Source organism: Myxococcus llanfairpwllgwyngyllgogerychwyrndrobwllllantysiliogogogochensis (genome assembly GCF_006636215.1).
GTDB lineage: Bacteria > Myxococcota > Myxococcia > Myxococcales > Myxococcaceae > Myxococcus > Myxococcus llanfairpwllgwyngyllgogerychwyrndrobwllllantysiliogogogochensis.
In genome coordinates this window covers 1-19381 of record NZ_VIFM01000218.1, presented here as the reverse complement: position 1 = coordinate 19381, position 19381 = coordinate 1, and the positions used below count along the sequence as shown (strand labels likewise).

At 69.9% G+C, this 19381-nt stretch carries 16 protein-coding genes; 6 read left to right on the top strand and 10 right to left on the bottom strand.

The window, feature by feature from the left end; all coding sequences use genetic code 11:
* The 6 genes from FJV41_RS36775 to FJV41_RS36750 all read right to left on the bottom strand — a co-directional run.
* Positions 1 to 1257 (bottom strand): DmpA family aminopeptidase (locus FJV41_RS36775; protein WP_141647265.1); only part of this gene is annotated, 1257 nt, incomplete at its 3' end.
* A gap of 160 nt (positions 1258 to 1417) precedes the next feature.
* Entirely contained in the window at positions 1418 to 3664 is a 2247-nt protein-coding gene (locus FJV41_RS36770) for a D-alanine--D-alanine ligase family protein (protein WP_141647264.1), read from the bottom strand.
* Positions 3649 to 4263: an RDD family protein gene (locus tag FJV41_RS36765; protein WP_141647270.1), complete on the bottom strand. Its 615-nt coding sequence runs from the start codon at positions 4261 to 4263 to the stop codon at positions 3649 to 3651. The genes FJV41_RS36770 and FJV41_RS36765 overlap by 16 nt, the downstream gene beginning before the upstream one ends.
* 23 nt (positions 4264 to 4286) lie before the next feature.
* The gene (gene sglS / locus FJV41_RS36760; RefSeq protein ID WP_246137646.1) at positions 4287 to 4685 is read right to left on the bottom strand and encodes a type IV pili motility protein SglS; all 399 of its coding nucleotides are present in this window, start codon (positions 4683 to 4685) and stop codon (positions 4287 to 4289) included.
* A gap of 174 nt (positions 4686 to 4859) precedes the next feature.
* The gene (gene hemB, locus FJV41_RS36755; RefSeq protein ID WP_246137645.1) at positions 4860 to 5828 is read right to left on the bottom strand and encodes a porphobilinogen synthase; all 969 of its coding nucleotides are present in this window, start codon (positions 5826 to 5828) and stop codon (positions 4860 to 4862) included.
* A 64-nt stretch (positions 5829 to 5892) separates the two neighbouring features.
* Positions 5893 to 6105 (bottom strand): hypothetical protein, encoded by a 213-nt coding sequence (locus tag FJV41_RS36750; RefSeq protein WP_246137644.1) that lies wholly within the window; start codon positions 6103 to 6105, stop codon positions 5893 to 5895.
* 241 nt (positions 6106 to 6346) lie between these two features.
* On the opposite strand from FJV41_RS36750, the gene FJV41_RS36745 reads away from it, so the two are divergent.
* The 4 genes from FJV41_RS36745 (at position 6347) to FJV41_RS36730 (ending at position 12719) form a co-directional block, all read left to right on the top strand.
* Entirely contained in the window at positions 6347 to 7291 is a 945-nt protein-coding gene (locus tag FJV41_RS36745) for an ABC transporter ATP-binding protein (protein ID WP_246137643.1), read from the top strand.
* Entirely contained in the window at positions 7288 to 8124 is an 837-nt protein-coding gene (locus tag FJV41_RS36740; RefSeq protein ID WP_141647260.1) for an ABC-2 transporter permease, read from the top strand. The genes FJV41_RS36745 and FJV41_RS36740 overlap by 4 nt, the downstream gene beginning before the upstream one ends.
* Before the next feature lies 1 nt (position 8125).
* Complete coding sequence (locus FJV41_RS36735; protein WP_246137642.1) at positions 8126 to 9298, top strand: hypothetical protein; 1173 nt, start codon at positions 8126 to 8128, stop codon at positions 9296 to 9298.
* A gap of 172 nt (positions 9299 to 9470) precedes the next feature.
* Entirely contained in the window at positions 9471 to 12719 is a 3249-nt protein-coding gene (locus FJV41_RS36730; RefSeq protein WP_141647268.1) for a fused MFS/spermidine synthase, read from the top strand.
* 159 nt (positions 12720 to 12878) lie between these two features.
* On the opposite strand, the gene FJV41_RS36725 is transcribed toward FJV41_RS36730, so the two are convergent.
* Both FJV41_RS36725 and FJV41_RS36720 read right to left on the bottom strand, forming a co-directional pair.
* On the bottom strand, positions 12879 to 14024 hold the full coding sequence (locus FJV41_RS36725; protein WP_141647259.1) for a DUF1015 family protein: 1146 nt from the start codon (positions 14022 to 14024) through the stop codon (positions 12879 to 12881).
* A gap of 67 nt (positions 14025 to 14091) precedes the next feature.
* Positions 14092 to 15327 carry a hypothetical protein gene (locus tag FJV41_RS36720; protein ID WP_246137641.1) on the bottom strand — a complete coding sequence of 412 codons (1236 nt, stop codon included), beginning with the start codon at positions 15325 to 15327 and terminating at the stop codon, positions 14092 to 14094.
* 192 nt (positions 15328 to 15519) lie between these two features.
* Here FJV41_RS36720 and FJV41_RS36715 point away from each other — a divergent pair, with 192 nt between their 5' ends.
* Both FJV41_RS36715 and FJV41_RS36710 read left to right on the top strand, forming a co-directional pair.
* On the top strand, positions 15520 to 16986 hold the full coding sequence (locus tag FJV41_RS36715) for a deoxyribodipyrimidine photo-lyase (protein ID WP_141647266.1): 1467 nt from the start codon (positions 15520 to 15522) through the stop codon (positions 16984 to 16986).
* Positions 16987 to 17090: 104 nt separating this feature from the next.
* On the top strand, positions 17091 to 17411 hold the full coding sequence (locus FJV41_RS36710) for a polyhydroxyalkanoic acid system family protein (RefSeq protein WP_141647258.1): 321 nt from the start codon (positions 17091 to 17093) through the stop codon (positions 17409 to 17411).
* Positions 17412 to 17423: 12 nt separating this feature from the next.
* Here the strand turns inward: FJV41_RS36710 and FJV41_RS36705 are convergent, their stop codons facing one another.
* Together FJV41_RS36705 and FJV41_RS36700 are read right to left on the bottom strand one after the other, a co-directional pair.
* The gene (locus FJV41_RS36705; RefSeq protein WP_141647257.1) at positions 17424 to 19217 is read right to left on the bottom strand and encodes a CheR family methyltransferase; all 1794 of its coding nucleotides are present in this window, start codon (positions 19215 to 19217) and stop codon (positions 17424 to 17426) included.
* The coding region (locus FJV41_RS36700; protein ID WP_281291556.1) for a chemotaxis protein CheB at positions 19211 to 19381 on the bottom strand (171 nt) is incomplete at its 5' end. The genes FJV41_RS36700 and FJV41_RS36705, both read right to left, overlap by 7 nt.

Sequence of the window (19381 nt, the reverse complement as noted above, 5' to 3'; positions counted from 1 at the left end):
CCCCTCCGCCCCCCGGACCTGGGTGGGTCGGGCGGTGGACACCGTCACCTCCCCCTCCCGGTCCTCGTCGGTGGGCTTCTCCCGTGAGGCGGGGGCGCTGCTCTGCTGGGGCCGCTTCTTCACCGAGGCGAAGATGGGCTTGCAGGCGTCCACGAAGCGGCGGACCTCGTCCAGGGGGAGCGCCGGGCAGTGGTTCCCGTTGGCCCCCGTCATGGAGGTGGCCATGCAGATGGCGTTGAGGATGGCCTCCTCGGTGGCCTCCATCACCGCCTCGTAGAGCGGATCCAGCCGCTGATCCAACAGGAGCTTGAGCTTGTAGACCATCTTCTGCGTGCGCCGCGGGATGATGTTCGCGGTGGAGAAGCCGACGACGATCTCCCCCGAGCCGTGCGCCGCGTAGCTGCCCACCCGGCCGATGCCCAGGCCCACCCGCTTGCACAGGCGGTTGATCTGATGGCTCAAGAGCGGCGCGTCCGTGGCCACCACCGCGATGATGGAGCCGTAGGTCTTGCCCCGGGTGGGGGCGCCCTTGAACTTCTCCGCCAGCACCTCCCCCACGGGCAGGCCGCCCACGCGCAGGTTGTGCATCTTCCCGAAGTTGGACATCACCAGCACGCCCAGCGTGTAGCCGCCGAGCACCTCCGGAAGCTTGCGGGAGGACGTGCCGATGCCGCCCTTGAAGTCGCACGTCACCATGCCGGTGCCGCCGCCCACGTTGCCCTCGGCCACCGGGCCGGAGGCGGCGTTGCGGATGGCCTCGAAGACGTGCTCCTCGCGCACGTGCCGGCCGGAGATGTCGTTGAGCCAGGAGTCGTCGCACTCACCGACGACGGGGATGATGACGTCGTGCTCGTCACCGATGCCGGGATAGCGCTCCACCAGGTGGCGCGCCACGCCGTCCGACACCGCGCCCACCGCCATGGTGTTGGTGAGAAGAATCGGCGTCTCGATGAGGCCCCACTCCATGAGCTGCGTCATGCCGGAGACCTCGCCCGCGCCATTGAGCACGAAGCCTCCGCCCGTCATCCGCTCCATGAAGATGTTGCCCATGTTGGGCATGATGGCCGTCACGCCCGTGCGCACCGGACCGTGGCCCGGTCTCAGCGGGCCCTCGCCCTTGATGAGCGTGCAATGGCCTACGAGCACGCCCTCCACGTCGGTGATGGCGTTGTATTTCCCGGGCTTGAAGCGGCCCAGCGGAAGACCCAGCTCGCGAGCGCGAACCCGCGGTCCCTTGTACTCGGGGATGTGCACCATGCCGGGCACACTAGCGGACCATCACCCACCGTCAACCACTCCGAACGCGTAATAACTTCAGGCGCACGAATGAAAACGCGGCCTCGCTCCGCGTGAAAACGGGAGCGGGCCGCGTGCAGGTCCGCGCGGCCCCGAACATCCGGGGCTTCACGCGCTGTCGTCAGGCCTTGGCTTCGATGCGCGGGGGCGCGTCACCGTGCTGCGAAGTCGTACCGTTGCCGTTCCCCCCGTTGCCGTTGCCACCGTTGCCGTTCGGCGTGGTGACGACAGGAGCCGCGACAGGCGCCGGGACGAGCGCGCCGGGCTCGTCCAGCGGGTGGGCCTTGTGGTGGTGGTGCGGCACGGTGGAGGCGTGCTCGGTCGCGGCGCGGCGGGCCTCGCGCTCCTTGTAGCGGCGGATGGCGGGGGCCATGATTTCGCCGATGAGCGCGCGGTAGTCCATGCCCGCGCCCTGCGCGATGAGCACCAGGTCGCTCCAGCCCGGCGTGAGGCCCGGCAGCGGGTTGCACTCGATGAAGTAGATGCGGCCCTTGTCGTCCATGCGGAAGTCGATGCGCGCGACGTCGCGGCACCCCAGCGCCATGAACGAGCTTCGCGCCGCCGTGCGCAGCTTCTCCAGCAGCGAGGGCTCCAGCTTGGCGGGCGCGTCGTAGCGGATGCGGTCCGTCCAATCCAGCTTGTGCTGGAAGCTGTAGACGGGGTTCTTCTCGCCCTTGTCCAGGAAGACGATCTCCATGGGAGGCAGCACGCGCGGACGGCGCTCGCCGAGCAGGCCCACGGTGAACTCGCGCCCGCCGATGTACTCCTCGATGAGCGCGGGCTGCTGGTACTTGCCGGCGATTTCGCGCACGACTTCGCGCAGCTCCGCCTCGCTGTGGCAGACGCTCTTGGTGACGACGCCCTTGGAGCTGCCCTCCGCCACCGGCTTCACGATGAGCGGGAAGGAGGTGAACTCCTTGTTGAGCCGCTCCTTGCCCGTGGCCATCAGCTGGAAGTTGGGCGTGAGGATGCCCGCCTGACGGACGATCTTCTTCGCGAGCGCCTTGTCCAAGGCAATCGAGAGCGTGGCCGGATCGCTTCCCGTGTACGGGATGTCCAGCAGCTCCAGCATCGCGGGCACCTGGCTCTCGCGGTTGCGGCCCTTGAAGCCCTCGGCGATGTTGAAGACGATGTCCAACGGCGTGCTGGAGAGTACCGTGGGCAGCTCCGCGGTGGCCTCCAGGTCGATGACCTCGTGGCCCCAGGACGCAATCGCCTCGCGGATGGCCTGCAGCGTGTTGGGCGAGTCGTACTCCGCCTCGCTGTCCTCCACCGCCTCCGCGTTGGCCATGGGCTTCACGCGCTTGACGTTGTAGGTGAAGCCCACGCGCAAGGGCCCTGTCTTGCGAGCGGGCTTGCCCTGCCGCCGCGCGGAGTCCTTGATTTTGTACCGCTTCGCCGCGCTCTGGATGATGGAGTTGATGACGCCATCCAGGTGCAGACCGTCCAGCTCCGCCGACGCGTAGATGCCCGCGCCCGGCTCCAGGCTGGGCAGCGCGTTGATCTCCAGGAAGTACGGCACGCCCGCGTCGCTGAGCCGGAAGTCGATGCGGCCCAGATCGCGGCAGTCGAGCGCCTGGTAGATCTTCTGCGCCATCTTCCGGATGTCTTCCGCCGTGCGGAGCGGAATCTGCGCCGGAGCGCGCACGGTGACGGCGTTGTCCTTCTTCGTCTTCAGCTCATAGTCGTAGATGGCGTACCGGCGGCCCGCGGTGACGGCCGGGTCCACCACGTACTCCACGGGCGTGAGGACGCCGTCGTAGTCGTTGTCCACCGCCGCCAGGAAGGGCACCGCCAGGTCGCGGCCGGGGATGTACTCCTCCACCAGCACGCCCGCCGGGTACTTCTCCAGCGCGTTGGCCACCTTGGCGCGCACCTCGTCCAGCGTCTCCGCGATGGAGTCCTGGGTGATGCCCTTGGAGGAGCCCTCGAAGTTGGGCTTCACGATGACGGGGAAGCGCAGGTTCTCCGCGGTCAGCTCGCTGAGCTTCTCCACGTACTGCCAGCCCGGAGTGCGGATGCCCTGCTTGGCCAGGACGAGCTTGGTGAGCTGCTTGTCCAGCGTCACCGCCAGCGCGTACGCGTCCGAGCCCGTGTACGGGAAGCCCAGCTCATCGAAGAGCGCGGGATAGAATGCCTCACGGAAGCGCCCCCGGCGTCCCTCGGCGGTGTTGAAGATGAGGTCGGGGCTGTAGGCCTCCAGCCGCGCCACGGTGCGCGAGGCGGGACCACTCACCTCGAAGCGCTCCAGCCGATGCCCCAGCCGCTCGATGGCCGCCGCCAACGCGTTGACCGTTTCCTGGGTATCGAACTCCGCTTCCTCTTCCGAATCAGACAGCCGCAGGTTGTGGGTCAGCGCGATGCGCACGGGAGCCCCCTTCTCTTCTTGAGCGAGCGACCGCGGCGCATCTTCGCCGCGGACATGAGTCTGCCCGGTGCACGCTGGTGCGCCACGGGGTCGCGGGCTGCAACGGTTGCGCCCGCCACAACCTTCCCATCCACCACCTGCGTCTGCGCCCAGGTGTCACCGAGCCGCCAGCCGAGCGGATCTCTCACCACGCGCCACGCCTCGATGCCGCCAATGACGACGAGCCCCGCCACCGCCGCCACCGCGCCCAGCGGCGCCGGCATCATCCCCAGGAGGACGATGAGCGACAGCGGTGCGTTGCGAAGCGTGCTGTCCCGGTGGCGCGCCGCCGAGCGCGTGGGCAGGTGCATCACCTTCACGCCGAAGATGCGCTTGCCCACGCTCTGGCCCTGAATCATCCCGTCCGCGAGCAGGAGGAACAGCAGCGCCACCACGGCACCCGCCGCGCCACACACCACGTACAGGCCCCAGGCCACGCCCACGTCCACCACGCGCGCGCCCAGCCGCAGCCACAGCGACGCCTTGGGATACGGCGAGCCCGGCGCGGCGTCCTCCACCACCAACCGCAGCGCACGCCCTCCTCCCCGGCTGGAGGCCATGAAGATCCGCTCGCGTTGCGCGCTCACTCCTCGGGCTCCAAGGTGAGACCCTCCTCGTGAGGCTCCGGCTCGTCCAACCCCGCCAGCCGCGCGAGCCGCTCATGCGCGCTCAACGGATGGAAGGGAGCATGGGAACCCGAGGCGGGCGCCCAGGCATTTCCCGCCGCCGTCGGTCCCGACTCGGATAGCCGCAAGAGCTTCGAGCGCGCGGCGTCCACGTCCGGCTCCGCCGCCACACCCTCACGCGTGAAGAAGAGGAACGCCATGGCTGGCCGCTTGGAGGACTCGCGCATCGCGAACTGCACGCCGTCCAGGTTCCAGCCCTTCGCCGTCCACTCATTCAGGGTGCGCTCCAGCGCTCCCTCGTCCACCGTGGACAGCTCCACCACTTTGTACTGCAACGAAACAGAAGTACGAACCACGGGGGAACGCCCGGTACCGGGGCGCCGAGCCGAGCCGCGCCTGCGTTGGGGCGGGGGCTTCTCCGACTTGCGTCTGGGACGCTTCTTCTTGGTGGGCATCGTGCGCGAGCTATTTGGACGCAACACCCGCGGCGGATCAAGCGGCAACCCGCGCGCGGGGGCGGCGGCTGTTGCCTACAGGAGCTTCGCGGCTTCCAGCGCGTGGTAGGTGATGATGAGGTCCGCGCCGGCACGCTTGATGCCGGTGAGCGTCTCCAGCATGACACGCTCGTAGTCGATCCAACCGTTCTGCCCGGCGGCCTTGAGCATGGCGTACTCGCCGGAGACGTTGTAGGCGGCCAGCGGCAAGTCGAAGCGCTCGCGCACGGCGCGGATGACGTCCAGGTAGGCCAGCGCGGGCTTCACCATCAGCATGTCGGCGCCCTCCTCCACGTCCAGCGCCACTTCGCGCAGGGCCTCGCGCACGTTGCCCGGGTCCATCTGGTAGCCCCGGCGGTCGCCGGACTTGGGAGCGCTCTGGGCGGCCTCACGGAAGGGGCCGTAGTAGCCGGAGGCGTACTTGGCCGCGTAGGAGAGGATGGGGATGTCGGTCAGGCGCACCTCGTCCAGCGCGCGGCGGATGACGCCCACCCGGCCGTCCATCATGTCCGAGGGCGCGATGATGTCCGCGCCCGCCTGGGCGCAGGTGACGGCCATCTGCGCGAGCAGGGGCAGCGTGGCGTCGTTGACGACGTGGCCCCCCTCCAGCACGCCGCAGTGGCCGTGGTCGGTGAACTCGCACAGGCACACATCGGCGATGACCTGGAGGTCGGGCTCGGCGGCTTTGATTTCGCGGATGGCGCGCTGGACGATTCCGTCGCGCGCGTACGCCTGGGAGCCGAGGGCATCCTTGTGGTCGGGGATGCCGAAGAGGATGACGGAGGGCACGCCCAGCGACTTCGCCTGGCGGGCCTCGGCGACGGCGTGCTCCACGGACAGGTTGAAGATGCCCGGCATGGAGGTGATGGGACGGCGCACGTCCCGGCCTTCCACGACGAAGAGGGGGTAGATGAAGTCCCCCGGGTCCAGGCGCGTCTCGCGGACCATCTCACGCAGGACGGGCGAACGGCGCAGGCGGCGGGGGCGATGGACGGGATGGGCCATGGTGGACGCCGATATAAACCGACGACGCCCGACCTTCATCGTTTCCGTGGGGCCGCCCGGCCGCTCACCCTGCGGCGGGCCGCCAGCTGTACTGATGGCGCAGCCGCTCCCGGGCGTGGCGCTGGGCCCGCACCTCCGCGATGTCCGCCTCGTGCAGCGCCCTCGCGTAGCGCACCCGCGCCGCCTCGGTGCCCGCCGACAGGCCGCGCTCGGCGGCCACCAGCTCCCGACGGGCTTCGTCCCGTTGCTGCTCCACGCGTTCTTCGTACGTCATCATTCCTCCTGCCTGGGGTGTGCCGTGGGGGATTGCACGGGACGGACCACCCGCAACCCCACCGCAAGCTGGCGAAACGACGAGGTGTCGCGGCGCGGCAGGGACGGCAGGCGTGCGAAACCCATTTCCCAGGGCCGCGAAAACGCCGTCGCGGAAGACAGCGGCGTGCGCCCGCCCGGCCGCCCTTTCCGACCGTCCGCTCGGAAGCAATCGCCGCCCGCCCCGCTCGTCTACATTCGTGACCGTGACAGACAGCACACCCGCCATCGAAGTGACGAACCTGAGCAAGACGTATCGCCGCGCGTTCCGGAAGACAGGGACCGTCGCCCTCAGGGGCATGGACTTGTCGGTTCCCCAAGGAAGTGCCTTCGGGTTGATTGGCCCCAACGGCGCCGGCAAGACGACCTTCATCAAGAGCATCCTCGGCATCGTCCAGCCGACAGAGGGCGCCGTGCGCGTGCTGGGGGGCTCCCCCGAGGACGCCCGCATCCGAGCGCGCATCGGCTACCTGCCCGAGCGCCTGCACCTGCCCCACGCATGGACGCCCACGGCGTTCCTCGCCACGGTGGGCCGGCTCAAGGGGCTGGCACCGGATCCGGCGGGGAACCTGCGCCTGCTGGAGCGGGTGGGCCTGTCGGACGCCGTGGGCCGGAAGATTGGGGGGTACTCCAAGGGCATGCGTCAGCGGCTGGGTCTGGCGGCGGCGCTCATCGGGAAGCCTGACTTGCTGGTGCTGGACGAGCCCACGGACGGCATCGACCCCATGGGGCGCATGGAGGTGCGGCGCATCCTCCAGGAGGAGGTCCAGCGGGGCACGACGCTCTTCCTGAACTCGCACCTGCTGGCGGAGACGGAGCGCGTCTGTGATCGGGTGGCCATCCTCGCGGACGGGCGCGTGCTGCGTGAGGGGCGGCTGGACGAGCTGGTGAGGGGCGCGTCGCGGTGGTTGGCGCGCTTCGCGCCCGGGGTGAGCGTGGAGGCGCTGACTCAGGCGGGCTTCGTGCAGGGCCGGGCCGACGGCGTGTACCACGTGGACGCGGGGGACCCCGCGGTGCTCAATGTCGCGCTGGACCGGGCGCGCGCGGCGGGGGCACTGCTGGTGGAGCTGCGGCGAGACGGCATGGATTTGGAGTCTGTGTTGCTGGGCACCGTGGGCGCCGGGGCGTCGCGGGTGGAGGTGGCGGCATGAGGCCGGTGCTGGGAATCGCCGGGTACGTGTTGCGCGAGGCGGCGTCGCGCAAGTTCATCCTCGCGTTCATGGTGGGAATCACCCTGGTGCTGGCGGTGGTGGCCGTGAGCCTGCGCCTGGAGGTCATCGACGGGGCCCTGGCGGCCTCGCGCCTGTTCGGCAAGGAGCTTCGCGGGAACATCCAGTCCATCGACGTGGCGCTGCGCCCGGTGTACCAGGCGGCGGCGTTCATCGTGTTCTATGGCGGCATCCTGTTCGGCATCGTCGCGTGCTCGGACTTCGCGCCGGGGTTGATGTCGCCGGGGCGCATCGAGCACCTGCTCGCGCTGCCCATCCAGCGCTGGCACCTGCTGGCGGGGACCTTCCTCGGGGTGATGACGCTCGCGCTGGGCGGAACGCTGTATGGCACCACGGGGCTGGTGCTCATCTTCGGTGTGAAGGCGGGGTACTGGACGGTGGGGCCGCTGGTGGCGGGGCTGATGGCGTGCGTGGGCTTCGCGGCGGTCTACGCGGTGATGTTGACCACCGCGACGCTGGTGCGCAGCGCGGCGCTGTGCGCGGCCTCGGGCTTCGCCTTCATGGTGGGAGGCATCATCGCCGGACACCGGCAGGACATCTCGACCTTCTTCGAGGAGGGCTTGAGCCGGAGCGCCTTCCTGGCGGTGACGCTGGTGCTGCCCCGACTGTCCGCGCTGGCGGAGGCGGCGGGAGACATCGCGTCGTCCACGCCCCTGGAAGTGCGCTCGCTGGGGACGCTGCTCCTGGGCGTGTTCGTGTTCGGGCTGGGGGCGCTCGCGGTGGGCTTCTGGCGGTTCGAAGGAAAGGATTACTGACATGGAGAAGCGCCAGAAGCGGCGGGTGTGGTTGGTGATGGCGGCGCTGCTGTTCGTCGTGGCCGCGCTGCTGATGTTCCTGGGTCAGGGCGAGGAGAAAGGGCCCGCGGCCCTCGAGGTGGACTTTCCCCGACGGATGCGCGCGCCGGACCGCGAGCGCGCGGAGCGCCGGAGGACCCAGGTGCTTCCGACGGTGGCACCGACGGACTCGGGGACGGCGGCCGAGCCCTCGCGTCCCAGGGACCCGCTCCTCGCGGCGCTGCCTCGTGGACCGGGCAAGACGGCGGTCATCATCGAGGCGAACGCGCTGAGGCACTCGCCCATCGGCGGGCTGCTGCTGGACTGCCTGATGCGGGACGGCGGCAAGCAGTTGGAGGAGTTCCGGCAGAAGAGCGGCGTGGACCCGCTCCAGGACCTGGACCGGCTGGTCGTCACGGATGAGGGGATGATGCTGTCGGGCAACTTCGAGAACGCGCGGTTCAAGGACTTGCTGGGCGAGCGCGTGTCCGCCAACTACGGCGAGGGCGCGAGGGTGTACGAGGCGGGCGAGTCCAGCGTCACGAACCCGGACGGCACCACCGTGAAGCGGCGGGACACGTCCGCCATCGCGACGTGGAACAACCAACTGCTCGTGGTGGGCAAGTCGCCGGACGAGGTGAAGGCGGCCATCGACCGCGTGGAGGGGCGCGGGCCGGACGAGCCCCCCGCCATCTCCGAGAGCAGCACGTATGGCGAGATGTACGGCGTGCTCTCCGTGGAGATGATCGCCCGGCTGTTTCCTCCGGAGCAGGCCGCGCTGGCCCAGCGGCTGCGCGACGTGGCGCAGAACGTGGAGTTGCACCTGGACGCCAGCTCGGACGTGGCGCTGGTGGCGGAGGTGAAGGGCCCGAGCGCCGACGACGTGACGGACCTGGGCAAGTCCCTGGGCGCCGCGCTCTCGCTCGCGCGCATCAAGGCCCAGGCGGGTGAGGACAAGGACCTGGCCCAACTGCTCGACTTCGCCAAGGTGAAGCCCGACGGAGACTCCTTCACGCTGGAGATGGCCGTCCCCCTGGCCGTCATCCAGGAGCGCCTGGCCTTCTGTCGCGAGGAGCGTCGGGCCGCCGAAGGGGGCCGCGCCCCCGAAACGGGAACCCAGGCGGGGGTCGAGCAGGCCCCGGCGCCCGCGAGGTAGTCAGGCCGCTCACGTCGGGCCTCCTCCCCTCCTCGGAGCCACCGAGCGGATGCTCCCCGAGCGGACGAGGGGTCGGGCATTGTGGCCAAGCCGCTGTGATCTCTGCGACACTTCGCCGCGCCCGGCCTGCCTCACTTCTCGAGGCAGCCCAGTCCGACGAGAGAACCGCTTGATGATTTCGCGTGTGTCGAGGGTGGCCCCGCTGCTGTTTGGCTCGGGCCTGTGCGCCCTTGTCTACCAGACGGTCTGGCTGCGGGAGTTTCGTCTCATCTTCGGCGCCAGTACGGCGGCGTCGGCGGCCGTCCTGGCCATCTTCATGGCGGGCCTGGGCCTGGGAGGGGTCCTCCTCGGCGCTCGCGCGGACCGGCAGCCGCGTCCCCTGAACTTCTACGCCAACCTGGAGCTGCTCATCGCCGGCACCGCGGCCCTGAGCCCCTTCCTCGTCGAGCTGGCGCGCGCGGTGTACATCGGCGTCGGCGGCACCACCATCCTCGGCATCGCGGGGGGCACGGTGGTCCGACTGGTGCTGTCCGCGCTCGTGCTGGCCGTGCCCACGGTGCTGATGGGCGGAACGCTTCCGGCCGCGGCTCGCGCGGTCCAGTCGGATGAGGACCCGGCCCGTCGCCACCTCGCCGTCCTCTACGGCGTGAACACGCTCGGCGCCGTCACCGGCGCGACGCTCTCCACCTTCTTCCTGCTGGAGGTCTACGGCAACCGCACCACCCTGTGGATCGCCTGCCTCCTCAACGCCGCCGTCGCCATCACCGCGCGCAGCGTGAGCCGGTCGATGGAGCCCGCCGAGGGCACCGCGCCCCCGAAGTCGGAGGCCCCGTCGACCGAGGTCGTCGCCCCCGTGGCCGCGAGCCCTGCCGCACCGCTCACGGTTCCCCTCTCCGCCACGCGCTACGCGCCCCAGTTCGCGCTCGTGTCCGCGATGCTGGTCGGCTTCGCGTTCCTGCTGATGGAGCTGGTGTGGTACCGGATGCTCGGCCCGATTCTCGGCGGGACGACCTTCACCTTCGGCCTCATCCTCGCGATGGCGCTCCTGGGCATCGGCCTGGGTGGCGCGACCTACTCCATCGTCTTCCGTCACCGCCCCGCCACGCTGTCCGGGTTCGCCCTCACCTGCGCGGCGGAGGCGCTGTTCATCGCCCTGCCCTTCGCGATGGGAGATCGCCTGGCCGTCGTCGCCGCGCTGCTGCGCCCGCTGGGAGGCATCGGCTTCGGTGGGATGATGATGGGCTGGGCGCTGGTGGGCGCGGTGGTCATCCTTCCCGCCGCGTTCGTCTCCGGCATCCAGTTCCCTTTGCTCCTCGCACTCGTGGGCAAGGGAAGTCACGACGTGGGCAAGCAGGTGGGTCAGGTCTACGCGTGGAACACGGTGGGCTCCATCGTGGGCTCGCTCGCGGGTGGCTTCGGCGTGATTCCCCTCCTGACGGCGCCAGTGACGTGGCAGCTCGTCGCGGGCATCCTCGCCGTGCTCGGGCTCGCCTCGGCCACGCTCTCGCTGCGCGTCGAGCGACTGCGAGCGGGCCTGTGGGTACCCACCTCCGTGGCCGCGCTCGCGCTCGTGCTGCTGACCGCCCACGGCCCCACAGCGGCGTGGCGGCATGGCAGCGTCGGCGCGGGTCGCTCCGGGCTCAGGGACCCGACCATCAACCACATCGATGCCTGGGTGCGCGAAAAGGCCCGCGGCATCGTCTGGGAGAAGGACGGGGTCGAAAGCAGCGTCGCGCTCAGCTCCGCGAATGGCCTCTCCTTCATCGTCAACGGCAAGGTGGACGGCAACGCCATTGGAGACGCCCCCACGCAGGTGATGAGCGGGTTGCTCGGCGCCCTGCTTCACGTGGACGCGAAGAACTCGCTCGTCATTGGCCTGGGCACGGGCAGCACGGCGGGCTGGCTGGGCGCCATTCCCAACATGGAGCGGGTGGACGTGGTGGAAATCGAGCCCGCCATCCTCGAGGTCGCCCGGCGATGCCACTCGGTCAACGCGAACGTAATGGACAACCCGAAGGTCCACACGGTCATCGCCGATGCGCGAGAGGTGCTGCTGACCACCCGGCAGCGCTACGACATCATCTTCTCGGAGCCCTCCAATCCCTATCGCGCGGGCATCTCCAGCCTCTTCACGCGTGATTTCTATCAAGCCGTGAAGGAGCGCATGGCGGAGGGCGGTATCTTCGTCCAATGGCTCCAAGCGTATGAAGTGGACGCCCTCACGGTGCAGAGCGCCTATGCGACGCTGGCCTCGGAGTTCGAGGCCGTGGAGACCTGGCAGGTTCACTCTGGTGACCTGCTTCTCGTGGCGACCCGCAAGCCGATGGTGCACGACATCGCGCGGCTGCGCGCCCGCATCGCCGAGGAGCCCTATCGCACCGCGCTGCGCGCCACCTGGCGCACGGACGAGGTCGAAGGCGTGCTCGCGCGCTACGTGGCCACTCCCGCATTCACCACGCGCGTGGCGGAGGCGAGCCAGGCCCTCATCAACACGGATGACGTGTCCTTCATGGAGTTCGCCTTCGCGCGCAGCCTCGGGCGCGATGCGGGCTTCTCGATGCTCTCCTTCTGGAAGACGACGCACAACCTGGGGACCGGCCGCCCACAGGTTGTCGGCGAAGTGAACTGGGAGCGCGTGGGGCTGCACCGCGCCTGGACCAGCACCCCTCTCTCTCGCGCCGAGTCCAGCAGTGCCTCCGTGAAGGCGCGCGCGCCATTCATCGACGCGTACACCCGGAACCAGCTCCCCATCGCTCGCGCGCGTTGGCAGCAGGCGCGCTGGGATCCCATCGGCCCTCGCGAGCAGTTGGCCCTCGCCAGGGTCCTCGCCACCGCGGGTGACGAAGAGGCGATGAAGTACACCGGCCCCCTGCGAGCCACGTTGCCCGTGGAGGCAGACATGCTGGAGGGAATGGTGCGCCTGCGCCAGAAACGGTTGGAAGAGGCCACCATCCTGTTCGAGCGCGGCTTCGTCGCCATGCGAGACAACCCGTGGGCGGCGCCGGAAGTCGTGGCCGCCATCTTCCCCCAGCTCGTCGGCATCGCTCGCGCCGACAAGGCCCTGGGCAAGCGGCTCTTCGACGTCCTCGCCAAGCCCTTCGCTGCGGAGGCCCTGACGGTGGCGCGAGAGGAGACCCGTGTGGAGCTGGCGCAGGTCCTGGACTGGATGGGGCTGTGCGTCGAGGTGCTCGCGCCCATCGAACCGCTGACCATCTGGGACAGCAAGCAACTGGATGATCGGCGCCGCTGCTACGAGCACCACGGGCACCCCCTGGCGGCGGTGGCCGCGGCCGACCTGGAGCGACTGCTCTCCCAGTCTCCCGCGGTCTTCATGCTCGAGGCCTTCCAGCTTCCGGAACCCCAGACGCCCACCGAGCCCGCGCCGCCCACTCCGCCCCATGCGGGCGAGTCCGCGCCGTAAGGCAGGTGACCTGAAGCACCAAGCACCCAGCCGCGCGTCCAGGGATGCCTCACCCGGCCTTCCCTGGCGCGCCGGCGCGTCAGCGCTTCACACCACCATCGACAGCACTTCGGACGTGAAGGCGTGCGCGCCTCCTGGCGTCAGCCCCCTCACGCGAAGCTAGGCGTCGGTGTCGAGGAACAGCAGGCCCGCGGGTGGGAGCGGGTCCACCCGCAGGGTCCGCGACGGCAGCGTGGCCTGCGCCTCCATCACCGCGCGCACCTCCCAGATGGGCGGCGGATTGAGCGCGAAGCCCGCCTGGAACGTCCCCGACTCCACCCCCTTCACCAGGGACTCCAATCCCTGCACCGGGAAGACGTGGGGATGTCCCGCCGCCTCGGGGTCCTGGATGCCCAGCACCGTCCGCAGCACCAGCGCGTTGAGCAGCGCCAGGTCCAGGCTGCGCAGCGTCGGGTTGCGAGGCGCGCCCTTCAAATGGGCCAGGTCCAGCCCCTGTCGGAAGCGGAGGATGCGCCCCCGCCCCCCGGGCAGCACCAGCAACACCGCGTGGTGGCCGGAGATCAGCGTCGCGAGCCGCTCGCGCGCGGCCACCAGGCCCCGAGGCGTGTCGAGCGGCTCGTCCAGTTCGTACACGCGCGCGTACGCCGTCACCAGCGTGAGAAAGGTCTCTTCCTTGAAGGTCGCCACGCCCTTGAGTGCGCGGTGGATGGGCAGCAGCTCCAGTCCCGGGTCCGACAGGGGGACCACCGCGGCCAGCGTCGGCCCGTTCTCGGCCAGCGCGGTGAGCGGGCGCATGGGCGCCTCGTCCAACACGGCCTGGATGCGCTTGGACACGGGGGAAGGCTCGATTCGGCGCAGCGCGAGGGTGCGGCCGTCAAACTCGCCTTCCCACACGAGGACGGAGCGCTCGCTTGCCTCGGCGAGCAGTCCTCGGAACACGCCATGGTCATCCGCGGTGAGCGTGACGGCCGGCTCGGCCTCCCAGGAGCGGGGGCGATACGGGTCGAACTCCAGCGGCGTCCCCGCGTCCGGGCGCAGCGCGCACAGGAGGTAGCGCACCAGAGGGCCTCCCAGCTTGCCCGCCTGGCTGTGGACCTCCACCAGGTAAAGGGCGGGCCGGGCGTCGCGCAACAGGACGCCGGACTCGCGCTGTCGGCGCAGCTCCGCCGAGGGATTGGCGGCCTCCAGGAGGGGCCGGACGTGGGAGGGCTGGGGCACCGCGTTGCTGCGCGGCACGTAGCCGCTGGGCTCGAGGGTCCGAGCCAGCGGGGTCAGCAGGGCCGTGAAGGGATGGACGCGCGCCATGTCGACGGAAGGTGGTGTCTGCCACCTCGCGTTGCCACGGCGCCCGCTCGCTCGCCTGGGAGCCCGTCTACCACCAGACGTTGCGGTACGGCCGGTCCTTCGCCGACGACTTCAGCGACGAGCGGTCCACGCTCTCCTCCCACAGCAGGCTCACCGTGGTGATGGCGCCCGCCGAGCCGAGGAAGGACAGCACGTACGGCGTGGACTGGTCGAACCCGCCCAGCACCAGGCCGGAGATGAGCAGCACCGCCGCGCCCACGCCCGCGCCGAAGAGGTCCGCTCGGAGAATCTGCGACGGCGTCGGGTCATACCGCATGGTGGCCAGCGCCAGCGCGCCCGCGCCGATACCGGGCGCCAAGAGCAGCGTGTCCCGCCACGTCTTCGAGGAGATGTCCGTCCCCGAGAAGTGGATGACAGCCAGCAGCAGCGCCGCATAGGCCGCGCCCCAGCCCGCGCCGGAGGCCATCAGCAGGCCGTCGTTGAGCGGAAGCTGTCCGCCCCCGAGCCCCGCGGTGAGCCACGCGCCCAGCTCCGCGCCGAGGAACGCCGACCAGGTCAGCACCCCCGGGTCCTGGGTGAAGAGGTCCATGAAGCCGGCCATGAACATGCCGCCCACCACGGAGTTGCCCATGCCGAAGGTCGACATCGGCCGGTCCACCCAATTGTTGAATTGCCACCACGCGGAGGCACCGAAACCCAGACCCGCGCCAATCAGCGTGCCGGCCAGCATCGCCTCGCGCGAGCTCTGGTCGAAGCTGAAGTCATTGGCGAACGCCTGCGTGAAGAAGCCACCCAGCGCGCCCAGCGTGGTGTGGTGGGCGATGAACTTGAAGCTGCCCGGCCCGGACAGGAAGGGCCCCAGGCGCTGGCGGCCGTCCAGCACGGCACCACTGTCCACGTAGTCGGCCTGAACGGGCGTCGACGCCGGGGACAGGGTGGGACGCAGGCCATCCTGCGTCACCGGCGCCAGGGGCGAGGTGCGCGACGAGTCCGGCTCCTGGGCCAGCGGCGCATCCCGCGTGGGGACATTGCCTTCGTCCGGTGGGGAGGCCTGCTCCTGCTGCGCGGAGATGGGCTGCCCGTACCCGGGCTGGCCGGCCGCGGAGTCCCCGGGCTGTTGCTCCGTGGACGGCGGGGAAGACGGCTCCGAGGGCGCGGCTTGCTGTGAGGGGTACGAGGGCTGCGCCTGGGACGGCTCCGTGTACGGATACGAGGAGCCCGTCTGTGCACGCGCGGCCTCGGGCGAAGCGAGCACGAGCGCGAGGACGGCGGGAAGGCAGATCCAGTTTCTCAGAAGTGACACGCAAGCAACTCCTTGGGTCCGTCCGCCACAAGACCACAACCCACGCCCCCGTGGTGTTTTTTGCATCCACCTGGGCCCACTCGCCACGACGGAAGCGCCCCAGGTGGGTGGAACCGTCATGAGCACGGCATTCCTCCGCGCGTGCTTCAATTCTTTCGCGACGCGGATGGCGGTCGGGCATCCCTGCGCATCATGCCCATCGGGTTTTCGTGGTCCGAGCTCGACGTCGACTCCGCGCGCATTCTCGTCGTCAAGGACGTGCCTCTGCCCGACGCCAGTCGAGACTTCGTCTTGTACTGGTGCATGGTGAACCATCGCGCCGAGGAGAACCACGCGCTCGACACGGCCATCGCACTGGGCAACCACCTGCACCTGCCCGTCGTCGTGTATCACGCGCTGCGCCCGGACTATCCCCACGCCTCGGACCGGCTCCACGCCTGGGCACTGGAAGGCATGGCGGACCTGACCTCGGCCTTCGCGTCGCGCGGGCTGCCGTACTGGGTGGAGCTGCCACGCCATGCACGCGAGCACCACCCGCGCCTGGCGGAATTGGGCAAGCGCGCCGCCGCCGTGGTGACGGACTACTTCCCCACGTACATCATCCCCGGGCACCTGCGCGGCGCGGCCAAGGCGCTCCACGTGCCGCTGTTCGCGGTGGATGCCTCCTGCGTGGTGCCCATGCAGCGCATCCCCACGCTCCAGGCCGGCGCGTACACCCTGCGGCCGAAGCTGCAGAAGCTGTGGCCGGAGTACCTGGGCCGCACGCTGCGCTCGCGCCACCTCGAGGCCGCGGCCGCGGGGCGCAAGCTGTCACCGGACTTCGACGTGGCGGACGCGCGCGAGGCCCGTCAGTCCCTGGCGAGCTTCCACATCGACCACGCCGTGACACCGCTCGCGGAGCGCGGAGGGCGCAAGGCGGGCCTCAAGGCGCTCGACGCCTTTCTGCACGAGAACCTGGAGGGCTACGACGCCGGACGCAATGACCCGGGCCTCTCGCGCCAGTCCGGCCTGTCCCCTTTCTTCCACTGGGGCAACCTCTTCCCAGGCGAGGCGGCCCGCGCCGCCATCCGCGCGCGCGGCACCGACGACCCGAACGTGCGCGGCTTCCTGGAGGAGCTGCTGGTGCGGCGCGAGCTGGGCTTCAACTTCTGCTTTCACACGCCGGAAGCGAAGCAACTCTCCGTGGAGTCCTTGCCCGGCTGGGCGCGAGAGACGCTGTCCACACACCAGAAGGACGCGCGGGAGCACCTGTACTCGCTGGAGCAGTTGGAGCACGCGAGCACGGCGGATGGCCTGTGGAACGCGGCGCAGCGCGAGCTGGTGGAGCGGGGCCGCATCCACAACTACCTGCGCATGTTGTGGGGCAAGAAAATCCTGGAGTGGAGCCGCACACCGGACGAGGGCCTTCAGCGCATCGCCCACCTGAACGACAAATACGCGGTGGACGGCAGAGACCCGGCGAGCGTGGCCAACTTCATGTGGGTCCTGGGGCTGCATGACAGGCCCTTCCAGGAGCGCAAGGTGCTGGGAAAGGTGCGGCCCATGAGTTCGCCACGCACCGCGGAAAAGTATGACCTGGCGCCCTATATGGCGCGCTGGGGACGGCCCGGGGACCCGCCGGTGAAGCTCAAGCGCGCCCGGCGCGTGGCGGACCGGTGAGCAAGGCTGTTGACATCCGCGCGTCCAAAAGTGACACGGCGGTTCCCTTCCCGTCTCACCGCCACTAAACGCAAAGGTGGGACAACGACGCCAGGAGCCGCGCCATGGGCATGATGAAGTTCGATATTCCCCACTCCCTTCCGAAGGACGAAGTGAAGAAGCGCGTGGAGCAGCTCCTTCAGTACTGGGGTGGCAAGTACGGGGTGAAGGCGGACTGGCAGGGCGAGGGCGCCAAGATTGTCGGCAAGGTGATGGGCATCCAGTTGGACGCGTCCTTCAAGATCACCGACAAGGCCGTCGAGGGCGAGGGCACGGACCCCGGCATGCTGCTGCGCGGTCAGGCCAAGTCCTACCTCCAGAAGAAGTTCGGGTCCGTGCTGGACCCGAGCAAGTCGCTGGAGCAGGTGAAGAGCACCCTGGACTAAGGGCGCCGGGCTTCAGTGCGGAGGCTGTTCCTCCAGCGCGGCGAGGGCATAGCGCGCCGCGCGGGAGATGGCCTCCGCCGAGTCGGGCATCTCCGGGTAGTGCCCCGCCAGCGTGCGCTGCGGGAAGCGCAGCTGGGCAATCGCGTTGCGGTAGCTGCGACGCGCCGCCTCCGACTCGTGGCTGCGCTCCTGCACCTGGGCCAGCAGGTAGTGGCCGATGGCCAGCGTGGGCTCCAGGAACAGCGCCTTGGCCAGCTCCGAGCGCGCCTCCTTCAGCTCCCCGGCCTGCAGCGCCGCCACCCCGCCAAACACGCGAGCCTCCACGCACAGCGGCTCGCGCAGGATGGCCTGGGCAAAGGCCTCGCGCGCCTCGGGAATGCGCCCGGTGAGCGAGAAGAGGTTGCCCAGCGTCAACAGCGCGTCCAGGTCGCTGGGCTCATCCACCAGCAGCCGCTGAACGCCGGAGATGGCGGCCGGGAAATCCCCCAGCGTCATCTTCCGCACGGCCATGGCCAGCCGCTCCGCGGGAGGCAGCAGCTTGGGCCACGCGGAGGGCACCGGCAGCTCTCCGGTGACGGTGCGCGCGGGCGCGGACACCGCGGGCAGCTCCACGGTGGGGCGCGTGCGAGCGGCGTCCGAGGTCCCCACAGCGGGCAGCTCCACGGTGATGCGCGGACGGCCCAGGTCATTGACCCGCGACGTCGTCGACGACGACTGGGTCGATGCGGAGGAAATCCCCGGCACGGGCGAGGCGGCGGGCAGCGGCCCCACGGCGGGAAAGGACCCTGAGAGTGCGCCGGCCCCTCGGACCGAAGAGGCCTCCGCCGCGTTGCGAGGACGGGCGCCGAAGGCCCCTTCCACGGGCGGCCGCGCGTACACGGCCGGGGAAAACGGCTCCGGCTCCGGGGCGCGCTGGGACTGCTCCGCGGTGCCGGGATACGGATGGATGCGCAGGGGCGGCGGGCGGTAGCCCTTGTCGCTCGGCGGGCGCCGGTACACGAAGGCGCCGTCCACTTCGATCATCTCGAAGCGGTCATAGACCTTGAAGAGGCTCTCCGAGTACCCGAGGAAGAGCAGCCCACCGGGCCGCAGCGCGCTGAGGAACCGGTCCATCAACCCACGGACGGTGGGCAGGTCGAAGTAGATGATGACGTTGCGGCAGAGGATGAGGTCCAGCGAGTTCAGCGCGACCTTGTCGAAGACGGGCACGGCCAGGTTCTGCCCGTCGAAGCGGATGTACTCGCGCAGCGCGGGCAGCGCCTCGTGGCCATCCTCGACGGGACGGAAGAACCGGCCCAGGCGCTCCGGCTGGATGCTGATGCTCCGTCGCAGGGAGAAGCGCCCCTGCCGCGCGGCCTCCACCGCGGCCAGGTTCAAGTCCGTGGCCCACAGGTCCACCTCGGCGGACAGCGCCCCCAGCTCCGCCAGCACCATGGCCACGCTGTAGGGCTCCTCGCCCGTCGCGCAGCCCGCGGACCAGACGGACACCTTGCGCATCTCCCGCCGCGCGCGCGCCAGCAGGTCCGGCAGCACGCTCTTCTCCAGCGCGCGGAACTGCTTGCCGTCGCGGAAGAACTCCGTGTGCCCCACCGTCACCAGCGGCAAGAGCGAGCGCAACTCCTCCTCGCCCCCGGCTCCCGTCAGTCGCTGGAGGTAGCGCTCCGGCTCCTCCACGCCCAGCGCGGGCATGCGGGTGGACAGCGCCAACCTCAAGCTGTGGAACCCATCCGGGGTAATCTTCAGCCCCGCGCGCTCCAAGAGGAGCGCCGCGAGCTGCTGAAGCACTTTGTTGCTCACGTTCAGCACGCATCCACCCACTGCACCAACGTGGGGCCAATTCGCTCCAGCGGCAGCACTTCCTGCGCCGCCCCGAGCAGCACCGCCTCGCGAGGCATGCCCCATACCGCGGACGTCCCTTCATCCTGAGCGATGGTCCGCCCTCCCCGCTCCCGGATCTCCTTCATCCCGTT

Coding starts and splice junctions, on each gene's coding strand:
- FJV41_RS36765 (WP_141647270.1), bottom strand. CDS start 4,263: ATGGCCTCCAGCCGGGGAGGAGGGCGTGCGCTGCGGTTGGTGGTGGAG.
- hemB (WP_246137645.1), bottom strand. CDS start 5,828: ATGGCCCATCCCGTCCATCGCCCCCGCCGCCTGCGCCGTTCGCCCGTC.
- FJV41_RS36750 (WP_246137644.1), bottom strand. CDS start 6,105: ATGATGACGTACGAAGAACGCGTGGAGCAGCAACGGGACGAAGCCCGT.
- FJV41_RS36740 (WP_141647260.1), top strand. CDS start 7,288: ATGAGGCCGGTGCTGGGAATCGCCGGGTACGTGTTGCGCGAGGCGGCG.
- FJV41_RS36735 (WP_246137642.1), top strand. CDS start 8,126: ATGGAGAAGCGCCAGAAGCGGCGGGTGTGGTTGGTGATGGCGGCGCTG.
- FJV41_RS36730 (WP_141647268.1), top strand. CDS start 9,471: ATGATTTCGCGTGTGTCGAGGGTGGCCCCGCTGCTGTTTGGCTCGGGC.
- FJV41_RS36725 (WP_141647259.1), bottom strand. CDS start 14,024: ATGGCGCGCGTCCATCCCTTCACGGCCCTGCTGACCCCGCTGGCTCGG.
- FJV41_RS36715 (WP_141647266.1), top strand. CDS start 15,520: ATGCCCATCGGGTTTTCGTGGTCCGAGCTCGACGTCGACTCCGCGCGC.
- FJV41_RS36710 (WP_141647258.1), top strand. CDS start 17,091: ATGGGCATGATGAAGTTCGATATTCCCCACTCCCTTCCGAAGGACGAA.